Source organism: Alicyclobacillus tolerans (assembly GCF_048984885.1).
Taxonomy (GTDB): Bacteria; Bacillota; Bacilli; order Alicyclobacillales; family Alicyclobacillaceae; genus Alicyclobacillus_I; species Alicyclobacillus_I tolerans.
The window spans coordinates 2,229,288-2,253,980 of sequence record NZ_JBMGNK010000002.1 but is presented as its reverse complement, the minus strand read 5'-3'; the positions used below and the strand labels follow the sequence as shown (position 1 = coordinate 2,253,980).

At 46.6% G+C, this 24,693-nt stretch carries 24 protein-coding genes; 23 read left to right on the top strand and 1 reads right to left on the bottom strand.

All coding sequences use genetic code 11. The annotated features are described in order from the left end of the window. Positions 1–75: 75 nt before the first annotated feature. The 8 genes from hrcA (at position 76) to deoC (ending at position 9,487) form a co-directional block, all read left to right on the top strand. Positions 76–1,116, top strand: coding sequence for a heat-inducible transcriptional repressor HrcA (gene hrcA, locus ACOJUR_RS11410; RefSeq protein WP_072872602.1), 1,041 nt, complete (start codon positions 76–78; stop codon positions 1,114–1,116). 60 nt (positions 1,117–1,176) lie between these two features. Beyond that, a complete protein-coding gene (grpE, locus tag ACOJUR_RS11405) occupies positions 1,177–1,788 on the top strand; it encodes a nucleotide exchange factor GrpE (RefSeq protein ID WP_306952837.1) in 612 nt (203 codons plus the stop codon). Between the two features lie 98 nt (positions 1,789–1,886). Continuing rightward, a complete protein-coding gene (dnaK, locus tag ACOJUR_RS11400; protein ID WP_420950043.1) occupies positions 1,887–3,719 on the top strand; it encodes a molecular chaperone DnaK in 1,833 nt (610 codons plus the stop codon). 85 nt (positions 3,720–3,804) lie between these two features. Next, positions 3,805–4,935: a molecular chaperone DnaJ gene (dnaJ, locus tag ACOJUR_RS11395; RefSeq protein ID WP_072872599.1), complete on the top strand. Its 1,131-nt coding sequence runs from the start codon at positions 3,805–3,807 to the stop codon at positions 4,933–4,935. 124 nt (positions 4,936–5,059) lie between these two features. Next, positions 5,060–5,986, top strand: coding sequence for a 50S ribosomal protein L11 methyltransferase (gene prmA / locus ACOJUR_RS11390; protein ID WP_203115355.1), 927 nt, complete (start codon positions 5,060–5,062; stop codon positions 5,984–5,986). Then, positions 5,986–6,750 carry an RsmE family RNA methyltransferase gene (locus ACOJUR_RS11385; protein WP_238413726.1) on the top strand — a complete coding sequence of 255 codons (765 nt, stop codon included), beginning with the start codon at positions 5,986–5,988 and terminating at the stop codon, positions 6,748–6,750. The genes prmA and ACOJUR_RS11385 overlap by 1 nt, the downstream gene beginning before the upstream one ends. Continuing rightward, positions 6,747–8,153, top strand: a complete 1,407-nt coding sequence (mtaB, locus tag ACOJUR_RS11380; RefSeq protein WP_420950042.1) for a tRNA (N(6)-L-threonylcarbamoyladenosine(37)-C(2))-methylthiotransferase MtaB — start codon at positions 6,747–6,749, stop codon at positions 8,151–8,153. Before ACOJUR_RS11385 ends, mtaB begins: the two co-directional genes overlap by 4 nt. Then, complete coding sequence (deoC, locus tag ACOJUR_RS11375; RefSeq protein WP_420950041.1) at positions 8,150–9,487, top strand: deoxyribose-phosphate aldolase; 1,338 nt, start codon at positions 8,150–8,152, stop codon at positions 9,485–9,487. Before mtaB ends, deoC begins: the two co-directional genes overlap by 4 nt. Here deoC and ACOJUR_RS11370 read toward each other — a convergent pair. Next, positions 9,461–10,396, bottom strand: coding sequence for a Na/Pi cotransporter family protein (locus ACOJUR_RS11370; protein ID WP_072872594.1), 936 nt, complete (start codon positions 10,394–10,396; stop codon positions 9,461–9,463). The genes deoC and ACOJUR_RS11370 overlap by 27 nt on opposite strands. Before the next feature lie 230 nt (positions 10,397–10,626). On the opposite strand from ACOJUR_RS11370, the gene rpsU reads away from it, so the two are divergent. The 15 genes from rpsU (at position 10,627) to rpoD (ending at position 24,627) form a co-directional block, all read left to right on the top strand. Beyond that, positions 10,627–10,809 (top strand): 30S ribosomal protein S21, encoded by a 183-nt coding sequence (rpsU, locus tag ACOJUR_RS11365; RefSeq protein ID WP_072872593.1) that lies wholly within the window; start codon positions 10,627–10,629, stop codon positions 10,807–10,809. 17 nt (positions 10,810–10,826) lie between these two features. Beyond that, positions 10,827–11,282 (top strand): GatB/YqeY domain-containing protein, encoded by a 456-nt coding sequence (locus ACOJUR_RS11360; protein WP_072872592.1) that lies wholly within the window; start codon positions 10,827–10,829, stop codon positions 11,280–11,282. Positions 11,283–11,517: 235 nt separating this feature from the next. Then, entirely contained in the window at positions 11,518–11,811 is a 294-nt protein-coding gene (locus ACOJUR_RS11355) for a YabP/YqfC family sporulation protein (protein ID WP_072872591.1), read from the top strand. After that, positions 11,808–13,031 carry a sporulation protein YqfD gene (locus ACOJUR_RS11350; protein ID WP_203115356.1) on the top strand — a complete coding sequence of 408 codons (1,224 nt, stop codon included), beginning with the start codon at positions 11,808–11,810 and terminating at the stop codon, positions 13,029–13,031. Before ACOJUR_RS11355 ends, ACOJUR_RS11350 begins: the two co-directional genes overlap by 4 nt. A 26-nt stretch (positions 13,032–13,057) precedes the next feature. Then, positions 13,058–14,044: a PhoH family protein gene (locus tag ACOJUR_RS11345; protein WP_238413675.1), complete on the top strand. Its 987-nt coding sequence runs from the start codon at positions 13,058–13,060 to the stop codon at positions 14,042–14,044. 74 nt (positions 14,045–14,118) lie between these two features. Then, entirely contained in the window at positions 14,119–16,233 is a 2,115-nt protein-coding gene (locus ACOJUR_RS11340; protein ID WP_203115357.1) for an HD family phosphohydrolase, read from the top strand. After that, positions 16,230–16,700, top strand: coding sequence for an rRNA maturation RNase YbeY (ybeY, locus tag ACOJUR_RS11335; protein WP_420950040.1), 471 nt, complete (start codon positions 16,230–16,232; stop codon positions 16,698–16,700). Before ACOJUR_RS11340 ends, ybeY begins: the two co-directional genes overlap by 4 nt. Then, complete coding sequence (locus tag ACOJUR_RS11330; RefSeq protein ID WP_420950039.1) at positions 16,697–17,221, top strand: diacylglycerol kinase family protein; 525 nt, start codon at positions 16,697–16,699, stop codon at positions 17,219–17,221. The genes ybeY and ACOJUR_RS11330 overlap by 4 nt, the downstream gene beginning before the upstream one ends. Positions 17,222–17,226: 5 nt before the next feature. Next, the gene (gene era, locus ACOJUR_RS11325; protein ID WP_072872586.1) at positions 17,227–18,135 is read left to right on the top strand and encodes a GTPase Era; all 909 of its coding nucleotides are present in this window, start codon (positions 17,227–17,229) and stop codon (positions 18,133–18,135) included. Between the two features lie 189 nt (positions 18,136–18,324). Continuing rightward, positions 18,325–18,456, top strand: a complete 132-nt coding sequence (locus ACOJUR_RS11320) for a YqzL family protein (RefSeq protein ID WP_072872585.1) — start codon at positions 18,325–18,327, stop codon at positions 18,454–18,456. 45 nt (positions 18,457–18,501) lie between these two features. After that, positions 18,502–19,362: a DNA repair protein RecO gene (gene recO / locus ACOJUR_RS11315; protein ID WP_420950038.1), complete on the top strand. Its 861-nt coding sequence runs from the start codon at positions 18,502–18,504 to the stop codon at positions 19,360–19,362. A 110-nt stretch (positions 19,363–19,472) separates the two neighbouring features. Beyond that, a complete protein-coding gene (gene ccpN / locus ACOJUR_RS11310; protein ID WP_278247820.1) occupies positions 19,473–20,165 on the top strand; it encodes a transcriptional regulator CcpN in 693 nt (230 codons plus the stop codon). Continuing rightward, entirely contained in the window at positions 20,165–20,986 is an 822-nt protein-coding gene (locus ACOJUR_RS11305) for a pyruvate, water dikinase regulatory protein (RefSeq protein ID WP_420950037.1), read from the top strand. Before ccpN ends, ACOJUR_RS11305 begins: the two co-directional genes overlap by 1 nt. Before the next feature lie 633 nt (positions 20,987–21,619). Next, positions 21,620–23,464 carry a DNA primase gene (gene dnaG, locus ACOJUR_RS11300; RefSeq protein ID WP_203115360.1) on the top strand — a complete coding sequence of 615 codons (1,845 nt, stop codon included), beginning with the start codon at positions 21,620–21,622 and terminating at the stop codon, positions 23,462–23,464. Beyond that, positions 23,461–24,627 carry an RNA polymerase sigma factor RpoD gene (gene rpoD / locus ACOJUR_RS11295; protein ID WP_072872579.1) on the top strand — a complete coding sequence of 389 codons (1,167 nt, stop codon included), beginning with the start codon at positions 23,461–23,463 and terminating at the stop codon, positions 24,625–24,627. Before dnaG ends, rpoD begins: the two co-directional genes overlap by 4 nt. Positions 24,628–24,693 lie beyond the last annotated feature (66 nt).

Sequence of the window (24,693 nt, the reverse complement as noted above, 5' to 3'; positions counted from 1 at the left end):
AGGCATTTACGTTGCTATTGTCAAAGAGTAACTTAGCACTCGAATAAATGGAGTGCTAACAAAGGAGGGTTGGCCATGTTATCACATCGACAGCGTTTAATTTTGCATGCCATTGTCGATGACTACGTGCGGTCGGCTGAACCTGTAGGTTCGCGGACACTCTCCAAACATCATGACATTCAATTTAGTGCTGCCACAATTCGCAACGAAATGGCGGATTTGGAAGAGTTGGGATATTTGGATCAACCGCATACATCGGCAGGCCGCGTGCCATCACAAAAAGGCTATCGTTTTTATGTGGACAATTTGATGGATGAACCGTCTGTTGACAGAAAAACTGTAGCCACATTGCGTTCATTGTTCGAGCAAAAGTTAAGTGAAATGGAACGTTTGATACAGCAGACAGCGCAGGTTGTTTCCCACATTACACAACAGACATCTGTCGTGCTTGGGCCACGTACTCATCAGGAACGTGTGCGAAAAATTGAAATGATACCGATTGCGCCAAGCCGAGCCGTGGTCATACTGGTAACGGACACGGGCCACGTTCAAGACCGACAAGTGCAACTGTCAGATGATGTAGCAGGTGAAGATATCGCTTCGCTTGTCAAGTTACTGAATGACAAGTTGGTTGGCGTACCCATTTCCCGTTTGCGATCTCGATTGCATCGTGTAGCTTCTGCGGAACTGTCCACACTTTTGGCGAGTTATGAGGACGCCTTGGCTTTTCTTGATGAATTGTCTGAAGCGAGCCAACGTTCGCATCAAGTATACATTGGTGGGGCTGCAAACATTCTGGCACAGCCGGAATTTCGCGATGTTGATAAAGTTCGCCCACTGTTTGAACTGTTTGAGCGAACAGAGGAATTGGGGAACTTGTTACCCAACGCGGAGCGTGGCAGTATTGGTGTGCGGATTGGCTCGGAAAACGTTGCGCTGCCTTTACAGGATTGTGCAGTGATTGGCGCTGAGTATAGAATTGGCAACGAGGTAGTCGGCCGTCTGGGTGTGATTGGACCAACGCGAATGGACTATGCAAGAATTGTCAAAGTACTCGATTACGCCGCCAGAGCATTGTCCAAACTGCTTACCGAACGAAATGATTTTGGAGGATAATCTGCACCAATCGTTCACTTGGCTAGCGTATTAAAATAGCAAGGTTGTGGAGGGAAGAGCGTGTCAGAAGAACAACAGCAAAATGACTTCGACGCTAGCGAGGAAAACTCGAATGATGAAAGAGTCGAAACCGCTGATGCTGTCCAATCTTCTTCGGAAGAACCGATAGAGGCGGGAAACGCATCCGGATTGGAAGAGGATTTACGGATAGCAGAAGAACCGGATATGTTGGGGAAATTGCAGTCAGAATTGGAGGAAACTCGCCAGCAGTTACTTCGCACCATGGCGGACTTTGATAATTTTCGTCGACGAGTTCGTCAAGAGCGGGAAGAATTAGTCAAATCAGCAGCCCGCACTTTACTGGCTGAACTCTTGCCAGTGCTTGATAATTTTGACCGCGCGCTTCCTGCTCTTGAGCAGGAAGGAGTTTCAGAGCAGGTTTCCACTGGCATTGGCATGGTTCATCGCCAATTGCAGACACTTTTGCAAAAGCAGGGTGTTGAACGAATGGAACCGTTGCACCAACCATTCAATCCAGAATTTCACGACGCCGTGTTGCAAGAAGCTGCTTCAGAGGAGTATCCGTCCGGAACGGTCGTCGAAGTTCTTCAGGCAGGTTATTTACTAAACGGCAAAGTATTGCGGCCGGCAATGGTTAAAGTAACCATGTAGTTAGACTCTCGACCGCCGCTTTTCTGCCGTTACATACATCAAATATAGTTGTTTATCTACCTTAGAAGAAGTTTAGGGTCATCAGGAGGGGTTTACGAATGGCAAAAGTAATAGGAATAGACTTAGGCACCACCAACTCGTGTGTCGCTGTTATGGAAGGCGGAGAAGCAGTGGTCATTCCGAATGCCGAAGGCAATCGGACAACGCCTTCAGTAGTCAGCTTCACGAAAGAAGGAGAACGCCTGGTTGGAGATGTGGCGAAACGTCAAGCCATCACCAATCCAGATCGAACGATTATCTCTATTAAGCGCCATATGGGTACAGATCATCGTACTGAAATTGACGGCAAATCCTATACACCACAAGAAATTTCAGCCATGATTCTGCAAAAACTGAAAGCAGATGCAGAAGCCTTTTTAGGCGAGAAAGTGAGCCAGGCCGTCATTACGGTGCCTGCCTATTTCAGTGACGCGCAACGTCAGGCAACGCGCGATGCAGGTAAGATTGCTGGTTTGGAAGTTTTGCGTATTGTCAACGAACCGACCGCCGCTGCTCTTGCTTATGGTCTTGATAAAGAAGGCGAACAAACCATTTTGGTTTACGATCTCGGTGGTGGAACGTTTGACGTTTCCATCCTCGAATTGGGGGATGGAGTATTTGAAGTCAAAGCAACCAGTGGTAACAATCGTTTGGGTGGCGATGACTTTGATGAACGGATCATCCAATATCTAGCGGATAGTTTCAAAAAAGAGTACGGCATCGATCTGCGTCAAGACAAGATGGCTTTGCAGCGACTGAAAGATGCAGCTGAAAAAGCCAAAAAAGAGTTGTCTTCGACGCTTACAACAACGATTTCTTTGCCGTTTATCTCAGCGGACGCTACAGGTCCCAAACATTTGGAAGTCAATTTGACACGTGCCAAATTTGAAGAAATAACGGCAGATTTAGTGGAGTCCACGCTCGGCCCAACACGCCAAGCCCTTTCGGATGCGGGTCTTTCGGCAAATGATGTTGATCGTGTGATTTTAGTAGGTGGCTCAACACGTATACCTGCAGTGCAGGAAGCCATCAAAAAATTGATTGGTAAAGAGCCGTCAAAAGGCGTTAACCCTGACGAGGTAGTAGCCGTGGGTGCTGCCATTCAAGCGGGTGTATTGACGGGTGAAGTTAAAGATGTTGTCTTGCTTGATGTAACCCCGCTATCTCTTGGCATTGAAACGCTGGGTGGCGTGTTCACGAGATTGATTGATAGAAACACCACCATTCCGACTTCGAAGAGTCAAATTTTCTCCACTGCGGCCGACAATCAGACATCTGTGGAGATTCATGTGCTCCAGGGTGAGCGGGAAATGGCGCGCGACAACAAGACATTGGGTCGCTTTACATTAACGGATATTCCCCCGGCACCGCGTGGTATTCCGCAAATTGAGGTCACTTTCGATATTGATGCTAATGGTATTGTCCATGTGTCAGCTAAAGACTTGGGAACAGGCAAGAGTCAGCGTATCACCATTACAGCTTCCAGCGGCTTGTCGAAAGACGAGATCGATCGCATGGTGCGTGAAGCGGAAGCCAATGCTGAAGCAGACCGTAAACGCCGTGAGGGAATTGAGAAACGAAACCAAGCGGACAGTTTGCTTTATCAAACCGAAAAGACCCTGAAAGACTTGGGTGACAAAGTTGACAGCGAGTTGAAGTCAGAAGCGGAAACCAAACTGCAAGCTTTGCGGGATGCGTTACAGGGAGAAGACGATGCTGCAGTGGATAAAGCTTCTCAGGAACTGACAGATGTTTTGCATAAACTGTCCACCAAACTCTATGAGCAAGCTGCTCAGTCGCAACAACAGAGTGGACAGGAAGCTGGAGACACTGACAAGAAAGATGACAATGTGGTTGATGCTGAGTACAATGAGGTAGATAACAACAAATAAACTTGTTCACAAATTCGCGTCTTCGCGCGGCCGTGCCTGCCACGCCGCGCGTTTACTTGTGGTTAGGAGAGGGGGTAGGTAGCCAGTGGATAAGCGCGATTATTACGAAGTCTTGGGCGTCTCAAAAACCGCGACAGTTGACGAGATCAAGCGCGCCTACCGCAAATTGGCCCGCCAGAACCACCCTGATGTCAATAAAAATGATCCAAACGCTGCCGAAAAGTTTAAAGAGTTGACGGAGGCTTATCAGGTTTTGTCCGATCCCGATAAAAGGGCGCGTTACGACCAGTTTGGTCATCAGGCTACTTCGGGAAATGGCGGTATGGGAGGATTTTCAGGTGCTGAAAATCCGTTTGGCGATTTTTCGGGTTTTGGCGATATTTTTGACATGTTTTTTGGTGGGCGGACTGCTCGCGGTCCACAGCGCGGAGAAGACTTGGAATATGAATTGGTGATTGATTTCGAGGATGCTGCCTTTGGCGTGGAAGAGGAAATCCAGGTGCCGCGCACAGAGACTTGCGATAACTGCGGAGGTACGGGTGCAAAGCCCGGAACAGAGACGCGGCGCTGCACAGCTTGTAACGGATCGGGCGAACAGCAAAACGTCGTCAATACGCCTTTTGGCCGCATGGTGAATCGTCGACCTTGTCCAGTATGCCACGGACGTGGCGTAATCATTGAACAACTCTGTCGTGAATGTGCGGGGCAGGGACGGAAAAGAGTTCGTCGAGCCATCCATATCAAGGTGCCGCCTGGTGTCGACAACGGCACGCGGTTGCGTATGCCAGGTGCTGGTGAAACGAGTCCGAGTGGCGGACAGCCAGGTGATTTGCATATTGTGATTCGAGTTCGACCTCACGAAGTGTTTGAACGCGATGGAACCAATGTTTATGTAGATGTGCCATTGACTTTTGTTCAAGCGGCGTTGGGCGATGAAATTGAAGTACCGACGCTGGATGGCAAAGTTAAATTGCGTATTCCAGAAGGCACGCAGAATGGTACGTCGTTCAGGCTTCGTGGCAAGGGAATTCCCAAACTGGGTTCACAGACCCAACGCGGTGATGAGCATGTGCGAGTTCATGTGATTACGCCTACAGGACTGAGTGAACGAGGCAAAGAGTTGCTCCGCGAACTGGGTCGAGAATTGGGAGAGTCGCCATCAGAGCAAACTCGCACGTTTGTCGATCGGATGAAAAGTTTTTTGGGTAATTCCTGATTCAATTTTGATGGATGCTCGCTGGGTCAAAGACTGCTAAAGACAGCCCTTGGCTGTTGGCGGGCAGTCTTTTTCTTCACTGATGATAGAGTGGGTGCAGACCTGGGGAAACGAGGGATAAAAATTGAAATGGTGGGAAATCAAGCAAACTGTCTCGCGCAACCAGGCGGATGTCATCAGTGCTCTCTGGTTAGAGATGCAGGATGTTCAAGGTGTGGCGGTAGAAGGTCGAACGGAAGACGAACCGCCCCATCCGGAGTTTGGTGAATGGTTTGATGAATCACTGTTGGAAACCGATCAACAGGTGGTTCGTGTTTATTTTCCGGAAACTTATAAAGAAGCAGATATTGCTGCGCTTGTTGCAGATGTTGAGCGTTCAGTTTTTCAGATTCTTTCTGAAGAAAGAAATGTGTTGAGTGAATGGTCGTTGGTAGATGAAGAAGAGTGGGCCGACGGGTGGAAGCATGAATATGTTCCTGTACCGGTTGGGCGTCGTCTGCTCGTTATTCCGAATTGGGATCAACATGTAGATACACAACGTGTCTCTGTTCGCCTTGAACCGGGAATGGCGTTTGGAACAGGCACACATGAAACCACTCAGCTTGCTATGGAAGCTCTGGAGCGAATTACACTTGCGGACAAGCGAGTGCTTGATGTAGGGTGCGGTACAGCGATATTGGCGATTACAGCTGCGAAGCTTGGCGCGAAAGAAGTTCAAGCTCTGGATGTCGATCCGGTGGCAGTCTCTGTAGCCAAGGAAAACGTGCGATTGAACGAAGTTCATGTAGAGGTTTCGCAAGGCGATTTACTAAAGGGTTTTTCAAAAGAAGTCCGCTATGATGTCATTGTGGCCAACATTTTGCGTGATATTGTCATTGAACTGATACCTGAAGCGCGTTCAAGATTGATGCCAGGCGGTTTGCTGCTTGTCTCGGGATTCGTCGAACAGCATGCTCCACAAGTCGAAGAAGCGCTTCTTCAAAGTGGTTTTCAAACTATCCATCGCTATCAAAAAAATGATTGGATACTGCTGGAGGCTTCTTACACGTGATGCCGCGTATTTTTATGCCTGAACAAGAATTGAAAATGGGACAAGTTTGGATGGTAGATGAGGCTCAAGCTCATCATTTTGTGCGTGTTCTTCGTGTGCGAAATGGCGAGCGTTTAGTTGCGGTTGTCCAAGGGGAGCCGTGGTTGTGCGAAATTGACGAGGCGCAACAGTCGCCGTTGCGATTGACGCTGCGTCCAATCTCCCGTTATCCTGGCCATGAGCCGCACATACGTTTGACTTTAGTACAAGGTGCGGCCAAAGGCGAAAAAATGGATGATATTTTTCAGCACATGACAGAACTGGGTGTCAGTCACTTCATAGCTTATCAAACAGAGCGTTCTGTGATACAACTGACGAAGAAAAGGCAAGAAAAAAGGGACAGATGGCAAAAAATAGTCAATGAAGCGGCTGCTCAGTCGCAAAGAGACATCCAGCCACTAGTAACAGTTGCCTGCTCGCGCAATGAACTGGAGCAACAGTTGCCGGATCGGGCAGAGGCGACATGCTTAGTGTGTGACGAGTTGCCACAGGGAAACAGCTTGGGAAAGGCAGTGGAGCATGAACTGAAATCTGGCAAACGTCATTTTGTCTTGTTTATTGGCCCGGAAGGTGGATTTTCTGACGCTGAACGGCAATGGTTTTACCATCAACTCGGTGCCATTGGTGTGCAGTTAGGACCGAGACAACTTCGCACGGAAACTGCTGGACTGGTAGCTGCGAGTATAGTCCTGCAACTTTCAGGTGACTTGGAGGGAAATTTGTGACAACGGTTGCGTTCCATACCCTCGGGTGCAAAGTGAACTTTTATGATACAGAAGGAATTTGGCATCGTTTTCAACAAGCAGGTTATCAACAAGTTCCGTTTACGGAACCAGCAGATGTGTATGTGATCAACACTTGCACAGTGACTCATCTGGGGGATCGCAAGTCTCGTCAAGCCATTCGCCGAGCGGTGCGCACCAATCCAGATGCTCTTGTGGTTGTGACAGGCTGTTATGCACAGATGGCGGCGAAGGAAATTGCGCAAATTCACGGTGTGGATTTAGTTGTAGGTAATGACCGCAAAATGTCTATTGTTGATCTCGTTGAACAAGTTCGCGCAGGAGATCAGCCGCTGATTGATGTTGGCAATATTTTGAAATCTAAAGAGTTTGAAGAAATGGATGTACCTTTTTTCCACGATCGAACTCGCGCCAATTTAAAGATCCAGGATGGCTGTAATCACTTCTGCACATTTTGTATCATTCCGCATGCTCGTGGGCTCATTCGCAGCCGTCAGCCAGAATCGGTTCTGGCTCAAGCGCGTAAACTGGCTCGTGCGGGGTATCGAGAAATTGTGTTGACGGGCATTCATACAGGCGGCTATGGAGAAGATTTGGACAACTATCGTTTAGCGGACTTGTTGCGGGATTTGGAATGTGAAGAGGATCTTTATCGCCTGCGTATTTCTTCCATTGAGGCCAGCGAGATTGATGATGCTTTGATTGAAGTTTTACAATCGTCGAAAAAAATCTGCAACCATTTGCATATCCCTCTACAGTCAGCAAGTGACACAGTATTGAAGCGCATGAATCGCCACTACCGTATGGCGGAGTATTTGGAGAAACTTGGTCATTTACGCACAGCACTTCCCGACTTGGCTGTTACGACGGACATTATTGTTGGTTTTCCGGGTGAAACCGATGAAGAATTTCAAGAAACCGTCGACTTTTTAACGCACCAGTCGTTCGCCCAGATACATGTTTTTCCTTATTCGCAGCGCAAAGGCACACCTGCAGCAAAATTTGCGCAGCAGGTTAATGAAGATGTGAAAGAAGAGAGAGTGCAGCGTTTAATTCAGCTTTCACGGGAGCTTACACAGAAATACGCGCAGGGTTTGTTAGGTGACTCCTTCGAAGTCATTCCCGAAGAACCGTGGTTGGAAAGCGGTTTGAATGAGAAGGAATTAACGCGCAAGGAAGACGGTCCTATGCTGGTGGGTCATGCAGCGAATTATTTGCGTATGGCCTTTACTGTTCCAGAGGGTATTCGAACGGAATCGCTCATCGGTGAGGTTTGTCGCGTGCGGCTTAGTGAAGCGAGATCGGACATCCAAATGGGACAATTTGAGGCGCAGGTGACTTTTGCGGCCTTGGATAGCGATGAAGAAGGGAGCTGTTCCGCGTGAAGCGTCTTCAACCAATTGAGCGGGCTGCTGGTGGGCTGGTGATTCGCAGAAAGAACGGTGAACGCGAGGTATTGCTGATTGACGACGCCTATGGGCACGTTGCTTTACCTAAGGGGCATTTGGAACCGGGGGAATCCTGGGAGGCGGCTGCGGTTAGAGAGATTGAGGAAGAGACGGGGATTCGCTCCAGACTAGTAGCTAGCCTTGGCCGTGTAGAATATCCAGTGATGCGTCATGGAATGACTATCCATAAAGAAGTGCGAATGTTTCTTTTGGAAGCGGATGATGCGCTTCAGGAACCGAGGCATCAGGCAGAGGAGATTCAATCCGCCTATTATTTGCCATGGGAAGACGCGAAGCAACTTCACGCAGAAAAAGGTTACATGAATTGGCATTGGATCTTTGACAAGGCTAAAGTGTTTCTGGATGGAGGGCAAATGCTTCGTCAGACATGGGACGACACCGAGCCAGACACGCAGTTGCGCGTCCATAAAGTGCGGCCGCTTGTGATTTCGTTGCTTGATTCTGTTGTAGAAGAAATTTCTGCGACTCATCCTGCCATCATGTCTGCTTATCTTCAGCGTGTCCGTCAATCGGTGAGCACTGAGACACCTCAGGATGCGCTGGCTAAAGTTCACCATGTTCTACAATCTTTACCTTATCCCACCGTTTCACGCGATGCGTTAAACACGATGATAGATCACACGTTGCTTCGTCCAGACGCTGGGCTGCTTGATGTACTCACCCTTTGTGAAGAGGCCAAAGAGCATCAGTTTGCAGCTGTTTGTGTTCAGCCCCGCTACGTTCGCGATGCAGTCGAAGCTCTAGCCGGATCGACCGTATCTGTTTGCACAGTGCTTGGATTCCCTCATGGTGCTGTGACTCCCGAGCAACTGGTATTTGAAACGTCACTTGCTTTAGCTTCTGGAGCGGAGGAATTGGATGTAGTTATTCCGTTTGGGGCTATGGTAGAAGATGATGTGCAAGCAGTGATGACTTCTGTCTCTGCCGTTGTCGAGACGGTGAATCGTTTAGCACCGCAGGCGATGGTCAAGGCCATTTTGGAGACGAGCGCTCTGACGGTCGATCGCGTTATGAAAGCTTCTATTGCGGCACTTGCGGCTGGGGTTGATTATATTAAAACATCTACCGGATTTCATACAGCAGGCGCTCATGGTCTTGATGTCTATATCATGCAAGCGTTAGCGTCGCCAGCAGGAGCGCACGTAAAAGCGTCGGGAGGCGTGCGTACCATGGAGGTAGCCAGTATGATGCTCAGTTTAGGTGTCGAACGGATTGGCACTTCTTCAGGAGTTCATTTGGTTCGGCAATAATCGTTCAATGAAACGGGCGTAAGTACGTGTGAATGGCCAAACCAACAGGGTGCTGAAGACATTAAACAGGGTATGGGCATTTGCTACCACTTGTTCCGGATGATGATCTAAACGCACAAGCCAACGGCTGAAGGGATGAATCCAAGGCCAAATTGCCAATACGCCAAATATGTTGAGCAAAACGTGAAACAGCGCAACCTGCACAGCAGCTCGTGACTGCCCAATCGAGGCTATGACCGATGTGAGACAAGTACCAATATTGGCGCCTAGAACAATAGCGATGGCTGATGTAAGTGATATGCTGGAATCGTGGACCAACGCCATGGTGACTAGGGTTGTAGCTGTACTGGATTGAAGTAATGTGCTGGCCAGTATGCCGCAAAGAATAGCACCTTCAAGATGGAAAGTGCTGTTACGTAAAAGTTCGGCAAAATATGGGCTTTTACTGAGGGGTGCTAGTGCGTTTTCCAACGTTTCCAGACCAAGATAGACGGCTGAAAAACCAACGGCGGCTAGAGCCGAGAATCGCCATTTGCGCTCACGCGAGAGTAAACCAAGCAGTCCAACCACGAGAGTAGGGTAGACCAACCAGCGCAGGTTTAACTGCATCATTTGTGGTGTTACTGTCGATCCGACGTTGGCGCCAAGCACGATACCAAGCGCTGAGCGAAAGGTTAAGCTTCCACTGGAAACTAATCCCACGGCGATGGCTGTGACAGCCGCGCTGCTTTGCATGAGAGCAGTGACTATAGTTCCTGTAAAAATACCACGTGTAGGGGTGCGGACGAGCTTTTCTAATAGATCTTCAACACGTTTACTTGCTAATTGGCGCAATCCATATCGCAAAGCCCAAAGGCCGGAGAGAAAGGCGCTAAGAGAAAAAAAGGCCAGCAAGAGATGAGAGATCATTTCTGATGGAGCCACCTCGCTTTTTAGGTCGATGGGCTTGTACCGCACGAGTTGCAGTTGCCGAAGAGACCTATTTTTGGTATCGGTATCAGGGTGGACAAAACGTTCTCTAAGAGAATTATGCTGGCAGATAAACTGTCATGTATTGAATTCGTGTTTGACACTCAAAAAAGCGCTATACTATAATACGCCTGATACGTCATTGCTTCGTGCCGGAGGGAGGGAGAAAGATGTCCGAAGTAAAGGTTCGTAAAAACGAATCGTTGGACAGCGCGCTTCGTCGCTTTAAAAAGGCGACGGCCCGGGACGGTGTCTTGGCGGAAATCCGCAAGCGGAAGCACTATGAAAAGCCGAGTGTGGCCCGCAAAAAGAAGTCTGAAGCCGCTCGTAAGAATCGTCGCAAATCTTATTGAGGAAGTGAAGACGTTCCATGGACTTGTCGGCTCGTCTAGCAGAAGATATGAAACAGGCGATGAAAGACAAGGACAAGGTGCGCCTGTCCGTCATCCGAATGATTCGCTCTGCTGTCAAAAATCGTGAAATTGAGCTGGGCAAAACGCTTGAGGAAAGTGAAGTCCAGGCAGTTATTTCACGTGAATTAAAGCAGCGTAAGGACTCCCTCCAAGCTTTTGAATCAGCTGGTCGAAGCGATTTAGTCGCTGAAGCCGAAGCTGAAATTGCTATTCTGACTGAGTATTTACCTAAACAGCTTTCAGAAGCTGAGATTCGTGAGATAGCAACCCAAGTGATGAACGAAGTTGGTGCCACTGGGAAAGCGGACACGGGTAAAGTGATGGGGCCATTGATGTCCAGGTTGCGTGGTCAGGCGGATGGGAAACTGGTGCAGAGCGTTGTCGCAGAATTGCTTAGTGGCAAAGAAGCCTAAGCTTCTCAAGACGCAGATATTCATCAGCGCCTGAAATTTGAAGAAATACCATAAAAAGAAATCTCTCTATTTTAAACCCGGATGTGTCTATCCGGGTTTTTGTTTTGTCTGTACCACAATAAACACAAGGGCAAGAATTTCTATTTTCTCTCGTCTCTCTGATATTCAAAAAGTGATAGTTAAGTGGACTCGGACATACTTTAAAGAATAGCGTTGCCGAGAAAGGGTGGTACGGTTGTCGCGTTGGACGCAAAAAATGAAGGGTGCTGCAACGGAATGGCTGTCTTTACCACAAGACGTTCTACTCGACGCAAGTAGAGTGACGTGCATCAACGCCTCTGAGATTGTCATTGAACGCCTAGAGTCGCTCCTTCATGTGTCAGCCAACGAGGTATGGTGTGATGTGGGAGATTACCAACTTAAGATTATAGGCAACGATTTCGAAGTGATTTTGCTTACAGCCAGCGAGATTCATATTCGAGGCGATGTTCAGGAAATGAAGTATATCAAAGGTGGCAAAGCAAGATGAAGAAGCCATGGCTAAAATGGTTCCCAGCAGGAAGTGTCATCCTGGAGTTGCGAGGCGAACGTCGTCAAGAAGTCTTGACGCTTCTCCATCGTGCAGGTGTGAAAGTTCGTTCTATTCAATTTTCTACCCATACGTTACGTCTACATCTGGACGTTCGGGAGATTGGTCTTTTATATACATTTTGCAGACGAACACAAGTGAAATTTCGAGTCCTTGAACGTCGTGGGGGAATTTTCATACTGCGCCGTCTTTGGCAAAGACGCGTATTTGCTGGTGGAGCAATTCTCTTTGTCTGCTTGCTCTATGGATTGTCACAAATGGTTTGGCGTGTAGACATTCAGGCTCCGAATGAAGCTATCTATGAATCGGTCCAAGAGGCTGCCCAAGATTCTGGGCTGTATGTAGGCGCATTTCAGCATCATTTGCCGCCACTTCTGCAATTACAGGAAGAGATTCGCCAACAGTCTAAAGATGTAGTGTGGGTTGGAGTGCGAATGGAAGGTTCTGTGGCTAAAATACAGGTCATTCCTAAAATTGAAGCCCCAAAGGCACTGAATCAGACACCTGTGAATATTGTGATTAGTAAACCGGCCGTCATTCTTCATGTATACGCCACACGCGGGCTAACGATGGTGAGGGATGGACAGACTGTTATGCCAGGCCAAGTGGCCATCAGCGGAACCCTGGCCGATGGAGCTGCGCAAGTATCCGCATCTGGAGATGTTCTGGGTGAAGTTTGGTACACCTCAATCGTTCAAGTACCTCTTAAAGTGTCTCAGGGCCGTCTGACAGGAGAATATGTTACTCGCTACTATTTACGGTCCGGTCAGTTTTTGCTGCGTGTATGGGGATTTAGAGAGCCAGACTATCATCATGTGCTCGATGTGCCGAGTCAGACAGATTGGCGCTTGGGTCAATATGTTTTGCCGATTCAATGGGAAACGGTACGTCGTTATGAAGTCTCTCCTAGCCTTCTCCTTAAATCACAGCAGAAAGCAGAAGCTGAAGCATTACAGTTAGCGCGATCGGACGTCGCCACACAAATTGGAGAAGAAGGGCATATTCTTGGTCAGACCGTTTTACACCGAAGAGTCGAGCGTGGTACTCTATATGAGACCATTCTTACAAGAACTGAGGAAAACGTCGGCGTTCCGGCTCCTATACCGCCAGTAACGTCAGGAGAGAATGGTTCTTCACCGTCAACTTCGAGTCATACATAAAGCAAATTGAGGGAGTGGCTCATCGATTGACCTCAGAGACGTCCATACGCAAATGGACATTTGCGAACAATGAAGAAGCTGTTATTGTGCTCGGACCTAATGATTTATTATTGGAACTTATGGCGCAAGCGTTCAAGGCACGAGTGACTACGCGTGGTACGGATATAACCTTTAGCGGCACATCAGAGGAAACAGAACGCATGATTGCCCTGATGCGTACGTTAACTCAACTTTCACATTTAGGAGTTCACTTGACGGACGCTGATTATCGGTATGCTATTGAACTCGCGTTACAGGATGAATTGGAAGAATTGATTCCCATTTACACGACTGAAGTAGCGGTCACTCATAAAGGGAAACCGGTACGTGTGAAGACGCTCGGACAACGGCGTTATGTTGAATATATGAAGCAGCAAGAAATTGTCTTCGGCATAGGACCGGCTGGTACGGGAAAAACCTATCTCGCGGTAGCTATGGCTGTCATGGCATTAAAAAAAGGTGAGGTCAAACGGATTATTCTCACCCGTCCAGCGGTTGAGGCGGGCGAAAAACTCGGATTTTTACCTGGAGATTTGCAGGAAAAGGTCGATCCGTATCTTCGCCCTCTGTACGATGCATTAAATGATGTCTACGGACTTGAACAAGTGCAAAGGGCTATGGAACGAGGTTTAATAGAGGTAGCTCCTCTGGCGTATATGCGAGGTCGGACGCTTGACGACTCCTTTGTCATATTGGATGAAGCACAGAATACGACTGTAGAGCAAATGAAGATGTTTTTGACCCGACTAGGTTTTGGCAGTCGAATGGTGATTACAGGGGATATTACCCAGATTGACTTAGCTGCAGGACGAGAGTCAGGTTTGGTTCAAGCCATTCGTGTTCTATCAGAGGTCAAGGGCATTGCATTTCACTTTTTTAGTCCGTCAGACGTTGTGCGTCACCATTTGGTTCAAAAGATTATTGAAGCCTATGATGCACATGCCAATCTATTGACGAAGACGCAAGGTGTGTAGAATGTCTTGCCAATAATGACTGACTGTTTCAAGATGTACTATAGTAGTCTTTGCGTAACAAGGAGATTGAGTGCATGACCACGTCCAAGTGGTATATGGTTTTGCGACGTATATTGGACAATCCAGATTTTCGAGCGTCCAAACGGATTCGCCTGGCCATTTATATGCTGATGGTCATTTTGGTGTACGCCATTCTTCTCTCTTCAGTGCTGCCTCCTAAATATCATCTCGCTGTGGGACAGGTGAGCCCGGTCACCATTCGTTCTCCCATCACCACAGTCAATACTCAGGCAACAGAAGAGGCGCGCCAAGAAGCTATGGCACACGTGCCCAAACAATATGTACAATCGCCTGCAGTATTAGAACAGGCTTTACAACAGATAGACGAGCTATATAATGCAGCGATTTCTGAATCCACAGATAAATCGCTCAGTCAGGCTCAACGTATCGAGTCGCTTCAATCTATTGCCCCTAAAGGGGTGTCGATGGCTACTTTACAGGCGCTTTCAACATTGTCCTCTCAAGATGTAGGCATCTTGCAGAGTGTTTCGGAACGCATTGTCAAAGAACTACTCGGGGTGCCTTTTTATTCTGACTCGCTTCAGCAGGCCAGTTTGTTGGTTGATCGGCAGATGCTCAATTACGACCTGAATCGTGTATCCCGTTTGATCGTGCAAAATGTAGTGAGCAGTGTGCTTAAACCTAACATGATTTATCAAAAGCAGGCTACCGAAGCTGCGCGTGAGGCAGCTGCCAAAAGTGTTGCCAATATAATGATTCATCAAGGCGATGTCATTGTAGCGAAAAATGGTATAGTCACCAACAGTGTCCAAAGTGAACTGATGGATGTAGGTCTTTACAGTGGTCATCCTAATTACGGCATTGTATTTGGTTTTGCTCTCTACGTTATCCTTTCTGTGGGTTTGCTTGCTGCTTACGTGGAAAGGCGAGATCCGCGTCGCAGGCTGGATAATTTAATGCTTTTGGTTTTACTGATTGTTTTTGTTCTCGTGTCCATTCTGATAGCTTTAACCAAGTCTGTCGTGGACAGCGGTCCTTCAGCAGCTCCTTTTTTGATGCCGATCTCGCTCGGTGCGATGCTGGTATCGGTTATGATGGACGGTTCATTAGCGGGGGTCACGTCATTTTATTTTTCTTTTTTGGTAGCGGCTGCTTTTGGATTTCAATTTGAATATGTGCTGTACAGCTTTATCGGTTCATTGGTAGGAGCCTATAGTGTGGGCCGTGTGACGAGCCGCAGTACGTTTATGCGTGCAGGATTTTTAGTTTCTGGTGTGAATGTGATAAGTGTATTGGCGACTCATTTTATGCAAATGGACAATGGTGCTTCTTTCCATGATTTATCTGTTCATTTGGGGTTGGCGCTTTTAAATGGCGTCTTAAGCGCAGTACTGGTTATGGGGATTTTACCGTTTTTTGAAACGACGTTCGGTTTGTTGACAGCGATTCGTTTGTTGGAACTATCAAATCCTAATCATCCCCTTTTGCGAAAAGTGTTATTGGAAGCGCCAGGCACATATCATCACAGTCTCATTGTCGGCAATTTGGCTGAAGCAGCAGCTGAATTGGTAGGAGCCGATCCGCTTATTTGCCGCGTTGGTGCGTATTATCACGATGTCGGCAAGACGAGACGGCCTATGTTTTTTGTAGAAAATCAGATGACCAAAGAAAATCCACACGAAAAGATTGCGCCAAGCCTTTCCCATCTCATCATCACTTCCCATGTGACGGATGGATTGGTCATGTTGCAGCGGGCAGGATTGCCGAAGCCAATTCAAGATATCTGTGCAACTCACCACGGAACGACGATTCTTTGGTATTTTTATAATAAGGCTAAAGAGATGGATAAAAACGGAACAGTACGGGTAGACGATTTTCGCTATCCCGGACCTAAACCTAAAACGCGTGAATGTGCAATTGTTATGATTTGTGATGCGATTGAAGCGGCTGTGCGCAGTATGGCGCGTCCTACTCCCAATCGCGTAGAAGGCGTTATTCGGAAAATAATCAAAGATCGTTTACAGGATGGTCAATTGGATGAATGCGACTTAACCCTGCAGGATTTAGATGTTATGGTCTCGGCGTTTATGAAAACACTGAAAGGGATCTATCATTCGCGAATTGAGTATCCGGATATCGATAAATTGCGTAAGGAAGTGGGAAAATGAGTGAGAATTCACTATCGGTCATTCTAGATGCAGAAGTTGCCGTTCCGGATGAGTTAATGCCGATTGAAGAGTATGTGGAGACTGTACTCATGGCTGCGGCCAAGCATTTGCATTGTTCGGGCGAGGTTTCGGTACTGTTGGTCGACAACAAGACCATTCATCAGTTAAATTTACAGTATCGTAATGTGGACAGGCCAACAGATGTCCTATCTTTTCCTCAGTTAGAGGGGGAGGATATCGGTGGTTTGCCTAACGAACCGATTTTACTGGGTGATATCGTCGTTTCTTTACCCATGGCTATTCAACAAGCAAAGGATTATAATCATTCGTTACGCCGTGAGTTTGGTTTTTTGCTCGTACACGGATTTTTGCATTTGTTAGGTTTTGATCACGGTTCAGAAGAAGAAGAAAAAGAGATGTTTGGCCTGCAGGAAGAGATTTTGCAAAGTCTCCAGCTGACCAGATGATACGAATGCCCATGTCATCGCATACACAGTTCAAAAACCGATCTTTCTTACATTCGTTAGAGATGGCCTATCAGGGCATCCTTAGCAATTTACGAAGAGAACGCAATATGCGCATTCATTTTTTTATTTTTCAGTTACTTTTGGTGTTTGATTTACTTATCCAGCCGACTTGGTGGCAAATCATTTTAGGGCTAATGGCGGCTGGTGGAGTTTTTGCTTTAGAATTGATCAACTGTTCTTTGGAGGCTGTGGTTGACTTACTGGTACAGCATCAATGGAATACTCTGGCCAAAGCTGCGAAAGATGCAGCGGCTGGTGCTGTGTTGGTCTTTGCTTTTATGGCGGCAATGCTGGCTATTGCCTTAGCTTTTGTGAATTGGCCATGGCGTTTAAATCTTATTTTTCATCCGCGCTTTTTATCTACCGGGCTTGTGCTGTTGACTGCTGTACTGAGTTGGATAACTTGGTTTGCCGCCGACAAGCAAAACCTAAAAAACGATGAAGTATGGACAGGAGAGTAATGTAAATGGCTCAAGAGCACCCTGCTTTTCGTTCCGGATTTGTGGCGATTGTTGGTCGTCCGAATGTCGGAAAGTCGACTTTACTCAATCAACTGGTCGGCAGAAAAGTAGCAATTATGTCCAATCGTCCCCAGACAACGCGCCATCAAATTCGCGGTGTAGTGACAACGGATAGTGGACAAATGATTTTTATAGATACTCCAGGTATCCATAAACCCAAACATCGACTTGGAGAAGCGATGGTAGAGACTGCCTTGGCAGCTCTTAGGGAAGTCGATGTTGTGCTCTTTGTAGCCGATATCACCAGTTCGCAAATCGACCAGGATAGACAGATTTTACAGCGTATGAAGGATTTAACAACACCTGTATTTTTGGTATTAAATAAAATTGATGCCGAAGAAAAAGGCAAAATTTTAAGCAAAATTGAGCAATATCAGTCGCTCTATCCTTTTGCCGAGCATATCCCTGTGTCGGCTAAACGTGGCACTCAATTAAATGTACTGACCGAGCAAATCATGTTCGTTTTGCCGGAAGGTCCAAAGTACTATCCTGATCATATGGTCACCGACCATCCAGAAAGTTTCCTCATTGAGGAGATGATTCGAGAAAAAGTAATCCATTTGACTCGTGAAGAAATCCCTCATTCAGTCGCAGTCGTTTTAGAACAAATGGAACAGCGTCCGAGAGGGACTTTATATGTTCAGGCAGTCATTTACACTGAGCGGGACAGCCAAAAAGGTATTTTGATTGGTAAACAGGGGGCTATGTTAAAAAAAGTAGGGGAGTTAGCCCGGGCTGAATTGGAAAGATTGCTTGGCAACAAGATGTATTTGGAATTGTGGGTCAAGGTCAAAAAAGATTGGCGTAATGATGATTCTGTCTTGCGCAGATTTGGTTTTGAGAATCTTTCTTGAATGTCCATCGGGATCGACAAATGGGCATTTATATAGAATCTGTGGTAATTGAGGACAGTATTGTTTATCAGCCTTCACCAGTTTACCAATGGATTCATAGTATATCCACACCCGTCCTCCACACCCTAACAACAGAAGCGTGTCACGTTTCCGACACCATCCCAATTTCATCAGAGGAGTTGAGTTCGGTTGCGGGATTTTACGTGGCAAATCTTCACGTTGACAGGTGATATTGACGCCTATTTGCTGTACAGGGATTTTACGCAAATACGGGATGTCAAAGATCAGGTTGAAGAAATAGGCTCAGAGTCCGAAGAGTAAAACTCTTGATTTCAAAACACATTGGAAAGCAGAGGGTGGTTCATTGTGCAACTACAATTGCCGGCAAGAGTGTTGCGCAGCCAACCTTATGGGGAGTCTCATGCTATTTTACAATTGCTTTCCGAAAGTGGCACGCTTTCTGCAATAGCTCGTGGCGCTAAAAAACCTCACAGCAAGCTTCGCGCTACTACGCATCTAGGGTCAAAATCCATCTATCAAATGCGTTTGGGTTCGGGGATGGCCACCATTTTGCAGGCAGAATTATTGGAGTCTCCCAAGGGACCACAAGTAAGTGTCGAAAAGGCAGCGTATGCTGCCTACTTTTCTGATCTCGTTCGTCTCTCTGTTCCTGAATACCCTAATGGCAACAAAGAACCTTTTCAGGTGCTCGATCGCATTTATGACCTGATGGAAAATTTAGACGAATCGGATATAAGCATGCTTGCCATGCTTTTGGAAGCTCGGGTCTTGCGCTGGTCAGGCGTCGCTCCTGATGTGGAATATTGCGGGATTTGTGGGGATTATTTAAATGAAGATAAGGTTGATGCTACTCACGGGTATGCAGAACGATTGGGGCAATTTCTCTGTCAGCGATGTTGGAATTCCAGGAATCCACATTCTGGTGAGCGGGCTATACCTTTGTCTGAAAAAGAGTTAAAAATTTTGCGCGCTCTAATGTGGGTCCCTATTCAAAGACTGGGCCATTTGTATCTATCCGCGCCTATTGTGCAAAATTTGCGGCGCATTGTCCGTTATCACCTTTCAGAATTTGCAGGAATTCGACCGAGATCGGCCAAAATACTTGAAGAAATTCTACTGCCTCTAGCTGAGGGTGATTTAGATAGATTAACTTCTAGCTTTAATTCTTCTCCATTGAGGAAAGAGGACAAGCCTTCTGGTGACTGAATTTTTTGCTGACAGTTTGCTGATTCGTCTGTAAACTTGTGAATAATTCGTTATACTTGCATTGATCAAGTAGTGTGTCAATCAAAACGGCGAGAAAAGAACGGGTTGTGATGGACTTGGAATTGACAAAGAGACAGTCTGCCATTGTTCGTTTGGTGAAGGAACGTGGACCTATTACTGGTGACCAGATTGCCGAAGCACTCTCTGTGGCCAAGGCCACTTTACGGCCTGATTTGTCTGTCTTGACCATGGCAGGCTATCTACAGGCGCGGCCCAGAGTTGGATACACATACACTGGGATGCCTGAACACAGCGAATTGGTCACGGTGCTTCACTCATTGCAGGTCAAGGATTATAAGTCGATTCCGGTTGTCCTTAGTGATAAGAATACGGTCTACGATGCAATTGTTACCATGTTTATGGAGGACGTTGGAACCTTAATAGTTGTTCGCGATGGTCTTTTGCAAGGCGTGGTCTCTCGCAAGGATTTACTGAAGGTCGCCATTAATGGTGGAGAAATGCAGAAAATTCCAATCCATTTGGTGATGACTCGAGTACCTCATGTTGTTACCATTTCACAAGAAGCGACCCTTTATGAAGCAGCCCATTTGATGGTTCATCACGAGATTGACTCGCTTCCTGTTGTCAGGACTGTGGAAGCTAACCAGTTAGAGGTTGTGGGTAGAGTTTCAAAAACCACAATTACCAAAGCGTTTGTAGAACTTGGAGAACCGTCCTCCCGTCAGAACCGTCATTCTGGCGCTCTCGCGGTAAGTCGCGTAGATGAGGAGGAGGAGTCTTAATGTCTGACAAGAATCCGGTTGTCTATCTGGTCTCAGATTCGGTTGGAGAGACGGCAGAGACAGTTGTCCGTGCGGCTGCTAGCCAATTTGACGGTGCTCATATTCAATTGAGGCGATTTGCGCATATTGATAGTGTGGGCTCTGTAGAAGAAATTGTCCGACGAGCTGAATTAGAAGGAGCGATTATTGCTTTTACGCTCATTTTGCCCGAATTGCGTACAGCGTTGAGAGAACAGGCAGCCCAGTACCGTGTTGAAGTTGTAGACATTATGGGGCCTATGGTTGAGGCGCTGGAAAAAGTATATGGATTTGCACCACATCTAAAAGCGGGTTTGGTCCATCAATTGGATGCAGATTATTTTCGTCGTGTGGATGCTATTGAGTTTGCAGTTAAGTATGACGATGGGCGAGATCCGCGCGGTCTGGAAAAAGCTGACATCATTATTGTGGGTGTTTCAAGGACTTCTAAAACGCCGTTGAGCATGTATTTAGCACATAAACGAATGCGTGTTGCCAATGTGCCGCTCGTTCCGGAAATTGCACCACCGGAAGAATTGTTTCGATTGGAAAATCCACAGCGTATTGTAGGCTTGACGATACGTCCAGAGGAATTGAATCGCATACGTCAAGCACGATTACAGGCACTTGGCCTGACACCGGATGCAAGTTATGCCAGTCCAGAGAGAATTGAGTTGGAATTGAAATATGCGGACGAAGTGATGAAGAGACTGGGTTGTCCCATTATAGATGTCAGTGATCGAGCTGTAGAAGAAACGGCGCTTTTGGTTTTGGATTTGGTTCATCGTCAGGGACAATTATGATGGATTGTCCTTGCTCTTTGTTGTAATTTTGCTGATTCCGAAGGGGGAGGAATCTGAGCGGATTGACCCCTTATGTTGGACATGGCTCCCGTTTCGACTTATCTAAAGCTGCACCTGAAATCAAGCTGTTTTGGCTCCGAATTCATCGGAATTTACAAGTATATTGGACACTTGATGAAGAACAAAGTTAAAAGGAATCCATGAGATGAGCAAAGAAAGTATACTCGCGCAGGATGAATCGGACTTATCCAAGAAGCAAACCAAACTCTTTGGGCAGAATGCTAAAAAGCGATTGCTGCGAAACTCAAGATAGAATTTAGATATAAATTCACAGGACTTTTCAATACACTTGTATAAGGTTTTGTCAAGAGAATTTTGAAAAAAATTTTTAAGGTTGGGCATAGTTGTTAAATTTCCTGCCCATGCTAAACGATGAGTACTAAAATAGCATGTTCAGCGGAAGTTTTCGAGCGGTCGAACTCGCCAAAAACTGACAAAGTTGATTTTTATGTCGAAGGAGGAAAATTATCGTCCTTTGTAGAATAGTCTTAAATGAGTACATCGTGGTATATTGCCGCGCAAAACTCGCGCAGCGTTCGGTAAAATGGCACGCCGCGGAGTGGGTGATGGTTGATGCAAAAGTTGCCGAACGAGTTTCTTGAAGAACTGCGGCAGCGAATAGACATAGTCGACATCATCTCAGAGCATGTAGAGCTGCGTAAGACAGGACATTCTTTTACTGGTCTGTGTCCATTTCATAATGAACGCACACCTTCTTTCTCTGTTTCACCCGATAGACAAATGTTTCATTGCTTCGGATGCGGTGCCGGGGGGACTGTTATTCGTTTTGTCATGGAACATGATGGTCTGTCGTTTATGGAAGCAGTTGAAGTGTTGGCAACTCGCGCTGGCATGAGTCTGCCTGCTGGTTTTGTTGTTGAACCAACTATTAACCAACAAAAAACCCAAATTAGAGAACGCCTTCTACAGGCTAACGAATTAGCAGCTAAATACTATACCCATATTTTAATGAATTCAGATGCCGGAGTGCAAGCCCTTAAGTATTTGAATGAGCGAATGATTCAGAGAACAACGGCTGTAGAATTCCAGCTTGGGTATTCGCCAAATCAAGCCAATATGCTGATGCGCTTTCTCAGCAGGCGCGGATATTCCCCGGAAGAATTGGAGTTAGCAGGTTTGATTGTGCGGGTTGGAGGCGAATGGATCGATCGCTTTCGACATCGTCTCATGATTCCAATTTTTGATATTCGCGGTCAAGTTGTTGGTTTTGGCGGTCGTGCGCTTGAGCCTGGTGTAAAGCCCAAGTATCTCAATACACCGGAAACGCTGATTTTTCACAAAGGTCATTTGTTATTTCAACATGGGAAAGTTCGAAAACAAATCCGTAGCAAGCGTCATGCCTATTTATTTGAAGGCTATATGGATGTCATGGCGGCTTGGCAAGCGGGAATTGATACGGGAGTCGCCAGTCTGGGAACTTCTTTGACACCAGAGCAAGCTAGATTGCTCAAGCGAGATTGTCATTTGGTAACGGTTGTCTATGACGGTGATGCTGCTGGTATCAGTGCTGCCAAAAGAGCTGTTGAAGTTTTTGAGACGGAAGGTTTGGAAGTAAGGATTGTGCAATTGCCGGATGGACGCGACCCTGATGAATTCATTCGTGAATTTGGCACAAAGGCATTTCATCACCAATTGCAGGTTAATGCTTTAACGCCATTGCAGTTTCTTACCCATTCATTGCGTACAACTGCTGATTTGCTCTCTTCCGCTGGCAGGCAGCAATATATGCGCCATGTAATGCAACTTTTGGCAGCGCGTGCTTCTCCCATCGAAAAAGAAGCAGAGTTGCGAAATTTGTCACAGGAATTCAATTTTTCTTTGGATTCTCTAAAGGAAGAAATGCGCATTATCGAGAAAAAAACGCATAGACAACATCGTAGGATTGAGAATAAGGAGACACTGCAGGTTAAACCTCTGGAAAAAGGGTTTATAGAGGCGGGACAACGAATTTTACAGTGGATGATGTTGGATAACGATGCGTTTGCGGAAATAGAATCGCATGCTGTAGATGAGCTTGCCACTCCGGAACAGACAGCTTTGTTAGCTCTTCTCTATCATTGGCGATTGACTTCTGAGACATCGATTGAGACGTTTGTCGATGAATTGGAAGAAGAAGATTTGCGCAAGTTGGCCTCTGCACTATTGATAGACAATTCGGTACCGTTCGATAAACGTATCTTGGAGGATTATTTGCGCACCATACGAAGCCATATACTGGAACGTTCTTATAAAGAAGCAATCGCTGAAGTTGTGCAGGCGCAACTTGCTGGAAATTCGGCGTTGGCTTTAGAGATAAAGAGTCGGGTCGATGCGCTTATGCGTGAGATGGAGGCTCTAAAGTCCACCCGCTTTTCGGTTGCTGTGAAAGGCGGGGACGAGGAGGCCAGGATGAGATGAAAGGAACGGAAGGAAAACTTCGTGATGAAGAATCTACCCAACTGTTGCAGTCCACAAAAGCAACATTGGTTGATGTCGGGAAAAAACGCGGTTGGTTGACATATGACGAAATTGGCAATCGTCTGGCGGAATTTGCTCTCTCTGCAGACGACATGGATGAGTTTTTTGATCAACTGGCTGAACATGGAATTGAAGTGGTGAATGAGCGTCAGACTGATGATGCTCGTGAATTGGGAGACGAATCAGACGACGATGAAGGTCCCAATCGTTCGGAATTAGAAGAAGAAGCGGACGAATCTTTTGATTTGAATGATTTGTCCATGCCACCGGGGATTAAAATTAGCGATCCGGTTCGTATGTACTTGAAAGAAATTGGGCGTGTTCCTTTGCTCTCTGCTGCTGAAGAAATTGAATTAGCTAAACGGATCGAGCAAGGAGACGAAGAAGCCAAGAGACGTCTTGCAGAAGCTAATTTGCGTTTGGTAGTTTCTATCGCCAAACGTTATGTAGGACGTGGCATGTTATTTTTGGATTTGATACAAGAAGGTAATTTGGGCTTGATTAAGGCTGTGGAGAAATTTGACTACAGCAAGGGCTATAAATTTAGTACGTACGCCACTTGGTGGATTCGCCAAGCCATCACGCGCGCTATTGCCGATCAAGCGAGAACGATTCGCATACCTGTGCATATGGTGGAAACAATTAACAAGTTGATTCGCATTTCTCGCCAACTGCTTCAAGAACTTGGTCGTGAGCCAACTGCTGAAGAAATAGCTGCAGAGATGGATATGACACCTGAAAAGGTGCGAGAAATCCAAAAAATTGCCCAAGAACCTGTTTCGCTTGAGACACCGATAGGTGAAGAGGACGATTCCCATCTGGGAGACTTTATTCCTGATGATGAAGCGCCTGCTCCTGCGGATGCAGCAGCATATGAGTTATTAAAAGAGCAATTGGAAGATGTGCTGGATACCTTAACAGAGCGTGAGGAGAATGTATTGCGCTTGCGTTTTGGTCTCGATGATGGGCGTACTCGCACTTTGGAAGAAGTTGGTAAGGTGTTTGGTGTCACGCGCGAGCGTATTCGGCAAATTGAAGCTAAAGCGTTGCGTAAATTGCGCCATCCTAGCCGCAGCAAACGTTTGAAAGATTTTCTTGAATAAACCATGAGCATGTCAGTGACTGTAAGAAAATGTCTCCTCAGATACTCAAGATGTCTGAGGGACTTT